5 protein-coding genes are annotated in these 3,811 nt (G+C 44.7%); all 5 read right to left on the minus strand.

Annotated elements, in window-relative coordinates; genetic code table 11:
• Nucleotides 1-64 precede the first annotated feature (64 nt).
• A complete protein-coding gene (locus OCV69_RS16355) occupies nucleotides 65-523 on the minus strand; it encodes a hypothetical protein (RefSeq protein WP_158360304.1) in 459 nt (152 codons plus the stop codon).
• 215 nt (nucleotides 524-738) lie between these two features.
• On the minus strand, nucleotides 739-2,415 hold the full coding sequence (locus OCV69_RS16360; protein ID WP_158360305.1) for a recombinase family protein: 1,677 nt from the start codon (nucleotides 2,413-2,415) through the stop codon (nucleotides 739-741).
• Nucleotides 2,396-2,626 (minus strand): helix-turn-helix domain-containing protein, encoded by a 231-nt coding sequence (locus OCV69_RS16365; RefSeq protein WP_007488123.1) that lies wholly within the window; start codon nucleotides 2,624-2,626, stop codon nucleotides 2,396-2,398. Before OCV69_RS16365 ends, OCV69_RS16360 begins: the two co-directional genes overlap by 20 nt.
• A gap of 89 nt (nucleotides 2,627-2,715) precedes the next feature.
• Complete coding sequence (locus OCV69_RS16370; protein WP_007488117.1) at nucleotides 2,716-2,901, minus strand: hypothetical protein; 186 nt, start codon at nucleotides 2,899-2,901, stop codon at nucleotides 2,716-2,718.
• A 15-nt stretch (nucleotides 2,902-2,916) separates the two neighbouring features.
• Nucleotides 2,917-3,811 (minus strand): plasmid recombination protein (locus tag OCV69_RS16375; RefSeq protein ID WP_262563246.1); only part of this gene is annotated, 895 nt, incomplete at its 5' end.

Here is a 3,811-nt window from a genome sequence, read left to right on the forward strand (position 1 = left end):
TCGTACACCATACGAAGCCCGGATGGCAGCGTAACTGATTCATGATATTTTTTAGCCACAAGTGTTACAAAAATGCTTGACCACAACAAATTGACCAGCATAGGTATTCTTGCGTTCCGGTTCTTGGACAGCTTCTTGAATGGAAAGTAATATCATACGTTCTTCCATTGAAAGTCAGCAGGCCATTATTTAAATTCAAAAGAACACCATGCTGATCTAAAAAGATTCTAATTTCCGATTCTTTACATAAATATGCCTGCTTTAAAACCAGAATCCCATATTTCTTTATCGCGGCGCAATTATTTGCACTCGTTGTTACATGAAAATATATAAAATCAAAATCAAGATAATTCTTTGGAAGCTGACCATAGGTTTTAATTACATCTTCCACTAAATCGTCTGTATATCTATACTCTCTTTCATGTCCTACATATTTTTCCCAAGTAGAAATCCCAACTCCACTCAATTCTACTAATGTTTTACAAGCATTAGCGGATGACCTGATATCATATTTTTTTAGCAAAAGCTATTTCACCTCCGACATCTAAATCACAGCCTCAGCCCTATCATAAAAAATCTAAGCCACTAACTCAACCCTCTGACATCTAAACCGCCTACTTAACCCTCCGCACATTTCCTTTGATATGTCCCCACGGAGCGGTTTTTGCGGTCATATTCGCTTACTGCCACTTACTGCCAAATGCCCGAAAAGCCCATAAATACGGCACTTTTCGCCGCTTACTCTTTCACCCGTGACATCAAAACTACTGTCTCTACTGTTGTTTCAGTTTCCAAGGGAAGTTCTTTCACTTCCTCGCCATCAACAGGCACAGGGAAGTTGAATACAATCTTCTTTATCCAGCTTCCGTCTTTTCTCTTTTCCGGGAACATCTCAATTCGCTCAATAAAGGCTTTCATAAACTCTTTCTGTTCTGCTTCCGTTGCGGAATGGTAGACTTCATCAAATGCCAGTAAGAGCCGATAAATGTTATCGCCGGAGATTTTCTCCTGCTGGATGCTGCGTATCTGACTTTGCAATTCGCCAATCTGAACTTCGATTTCCTCTATCGTATCATACTGTTCATCATATCGGCGCTGCAAATCCAAAATTTTTCTGTCATAGTGGGCATCGTTGATGTCCAAAGTATCCATCTGACGCTCCAAGCGGCTTTTCGTTCCAAAGGCTTGCTTTAGCTGTCCTTGCAGAACGGCGATCTGCTTTTCCATATCCTCTGTATCAACCGCCGTTCCAATTTTCGCTTGAATTGCTTCTATAAATCGGGGATTGCTGACCATAGCGGAGATGACCTTCGCCACAAATTTGTTGATTTCCGTCTGCTCGATATTCAGCCGGAAGCTGCACTCATGTCCCGTCGGCGTAACCGTATTTTTGCAGTAGTAATAATACCGTGTTTTCTTGTCCTTGCTATGAGCCTTGGCAATATTGCCGTACATACTCTTTCCGCAACACGGGCATTTCAAAATACCGGATAGGATGTGTGCGTGGTCTGGATTGTTGACCTTTTCCCGCTTAAAGGAATTGATCTTGCGCTTTTCCTGTGCCAGATACCAATCTTCTTCGGAAATGATGGCTTCATGCTGACCATCGTAAACAGGGAACTCCGACTGCTCGACCACGTGCATCTCATTTCTTGTACCTTGCCTCTTTTCGGTTCTCCGTCTGCCATAAGCAATTTTACCCATATAAACGGGATTATCCAGTACGTCCTGCACGAAGTTCCTTGAAAATCCGGGGATGGTGTTATTTTGCCGCAGCTTCTTCACAAACCCGTTGCGGTTGAGATATTTAGCAACTCCGGCAACGCCCTCATTGGTATGGATGTAGCGGTCATAAATAACACGGATTACTTCCACTTCATCCTCCGCAATGACAAGGTTTCCGCTTTCCAATTTGTATCCATAGGGAGCGAAACCGCCGTTCCATTTGCCCTCACGAGCCTTTTGCTCCCGTCCTGCCATTGTCTGTGTGCGGATATTCTCTCGCTCGATTTCCGCCACCGCAGACAGCACGGAAATCATAAGCTTTCCGGCATCCTTGGAGCTGTCAATGCCATCCTCCACGCAAATCAGGTTGACACCAAAATCCTGCATAAGCTGCAAAGAGTTCAGAACATCGGCTGCATTTCTGCCAAATCTGGAGAGCTTAAAGACAAGCACATAGGAAACGCCGTCTTTGCAGTCCTGGATGTCGTTCAGCATCCGTTGAAACTCCTGCCTCCCTTGGATGTTCTTGCCGGAAAATCCTTCGTCAGAATACTCCCCGGCAACGACCATATCCTCGTATGCCGCATACTTCCGCAACTTGTCCCGCTGGGCATCCAAGCTGTATCCGTCTACCTGCATGGAGGTGGACACTCTCGTATATAGATAACATTTAAGTTGCTTCTTTTTCAGAATCGCCACCTCCTTCGCTCATTTCTTTTACCATCAATCCCTCGTTGCGGATATAATACTCCAAAAGTCTAAGCACATAATCCGGTGCATGGCGGTTGTCCAATTCCCACTCGGTCATAGTCCGGTAAGGAATATGGACGAGCTTGCAAAAATCTTTCCGGTTCAGTCCTGTGCTTTCACGCAACTTAATAATTCTGTTTTTACAATCCATTCGTCTTTTCTCCCAAAAAGCAAAAATACACGTTGCGTACATATTATAGCATAGCCGCAACAAGTACGCAACGTGTAAATTGTAAATTTTTACGCAGCCTTATCCGTCAAAGGCTGCGCTTGCTTATCATCCTTGGAACACTCCACCGTTTGCGGTGTATCCTGCTCTAATTTATCCAAAACCTGATGCCCGTACTTCTGGAGCATCTGGCTCATAACATCCACACAGCGGTCAAATGCCGCATTATATTTCGCTTCCTCATAATATTTCTTCAATAGGCGATTCCTCCATCAAAGTTCCATATCCTGTCCACGCTTCCGGTCAGGGTGTTTGTGTTCCTGCGTTTCCTTTCCTCTGATGAGGATAGAATTGATAAAAGCCCGAACCCTTTCGGATGCAATTTCCAGTGCATCCAGAAAAGGCTGGGCTTTCTGTTTCAGTTCCATATATTTTTCGTTTACTGCTTCATACCGCTGTTTCCAGATGGAAACCGTCTTTTCAGCGGAAGCCAGTTTCTCCTTCAAGCGCTTGTTGTCAGCATTGGCGATAATGCCGTTGACCGCATAGCGTTTGAGCGTGTCGCACTCATCCGGTGTCAGCGTGATATTATTTCCGAATGTGGCTTTCTTTCCCATCGTTTCAATCTCCTGCACCGTCAGAGCAACGGTCTTTGCTGTTTTGGTTTCCTTTTGCAGAGCTTCCAGTTTCTTTTTCTGTTTCTCCGTGGCATCTTTGGCATTCTCCAACCCCCGCTCCGCCTGTGCCACCTGTCCGGTCATAGCTTCCAAACGCTGCTGTTCAGCCTGAACCTTGAACTGTGTCACTGTCAGATGTTCCTCGGTGCTGCCACGCTCTCCACGCTCCACATCGGTATATCCGGCATTTCGCATGAAATGAAAAAAGTCATCCTGCAACACACTGTAGGACGACTTCAAAATCTTTTTTCCTTTTGCGTTCAACATTGGATTACCATCCTTGTCAAGCACCGGCTTGGACTCCCATTTTTTACTGCGGCTGACCTGCGTGATCGTTTCCTTTACCGTTCCCCGGTACATCGCTTCGACCACAGAATTTGCTTCTCTACCACCGGGATATAAACCACATGAAGGTGTGATGTTGTATAAATAAAGTTGACACCTTATTCTCAAAGAATTCATGTATAATAAAGAGAATAAGGAGGAACTT

Source organism: Alitiscatomonas aceti (assembly GCF_025567195.1).
GTDB lineage: Bacteria > Bacillota > Clostridia > Lachnospirales > Lachnospiraceae > Alitiscatomonas > Alitiscatomonas aceti.

Bases quoted from the DNA above. Each gene is read 5' to 3' on its own strand.
- OCV69_RS16365 (WP_007488123.1), bottom strand. From the start codon at position 2,626: ATGGATTGTAAAAACAGAATTATTAAGTTGCGTGAAAGCACAGGACTG.